2 protein-coding genes are annotated in these 916 nt (G+C 43.1%); both read right to left on the reverse strand.

Annotated elements, in window-relative coordinates; genetic code table 11:
• The coding region (locus HMPREF9141_RS12325; protein ID WP_442512537.1) for an ISAon1 family transposase at nt 1–537 on the reverse strand (537 nt) is incomplete at its 3' end.
• Between the two features lies 1 nt (nt 538).
• A complete protein-coding gene (locus HMPREF9141_RS12330; protein ID WP_040555206.1) occupies nt 539–883 on the reverse strand; it encodes an ISAon1 family transposase N-terminal region protein in 345 nt (114 codons plus the stop codon).
• Nucleotides 884–916 lie beyond the last annotated feature (33 nt).

Below are 916 nucleotides of genomic sequence, written 5' to 3' on the forward strand. Positions count from 1 at the left end.
GTATTCCTTTCCCTTACTTTTAGCTTCTTTTATCTCCTCGTTCTCTTTATCTCTTGCCATCCATCGGTAAGCGATACGCATGTCATCCAGAGCGTCATAATACAGTTTCTGCACATGAAATCTGTCATTGGTAATAAGTGCTTTGGGAAAAACAGAGCGGGCTATGCGCATCATAGAAGATGACAAATCGAGTGTTATCTCCTTGACAGCCTTCCGTTTAGAAAGGTTTATCTTCTTGAGAACCTGGATGACGTCCTCTGCCTTGGTCCCTTTAACCACAGCTACCAAAGTCCCTTTTCTGCCCTTTCCCGCCTTGTTGGTCAGAAAAGTATAAACCTCGCCACTGCTTAGACAGGTCTCATCAATACTTAGGTTCTCACCTATGTTATCTTCAAACAACAGCCAGTCTTGAGCATGATCCAACTGATCCCAGCAACGATAATCACTGAAATATTCCTTGTACTGTGTGGATAACAGCTTGCCATTTACGCCATAGTGAGCACCGATGCTTGCGATGCTCTCTGCAGTGGACTCAATTCTATTCTTTTAAAAAAGAAACGAACTCGGGGGATAGTCTACTGCCCTCAGCCGTCAAATCATCATATGAATAAGTAAATATCTCTCCGTTGGAACTGTCACGCCACTTGCGACGGCGAACATGGAGGTAGACTGCTTTGCCACGAAGAGGAAAGTCCTGAATAACACGCTCGCTGGTAAAACCATAACTGCTTACAGTGCCTAGCTTATGGTCTGACTTTTCCATAAAGTTACGCTCGTCAAGCCAAAAGTCAAACTGGGAAACACTCTCTTGAATATCGACAACATCAAAGTAGTCGGCAAGTACATCTGGAAAGATGCAACGTAATAGTTGGTCACTCTTCATGATGCAAAGGTAATAAATACTTATGAAATTATG

This window comes from Prevotella multiformis DSM 16608 (assembly GCF_000191065.1).
GTDB lineage: Bacteria > Bacteroidota > Bacteroidia > Bacteroidales > Bacteroidaceae > Prevotella > Prevotella multiformis.

What these genes read in the sequence shown, in the direction of transcription:
- HMPREF9141_RS12330 (WP_040555206.1), bottom strand. Translation starts at nt 883, where the DNA reads ATGAAGAGTGACCAACTATTACGTTGCATCTTTCCAGATGTACTTGCC.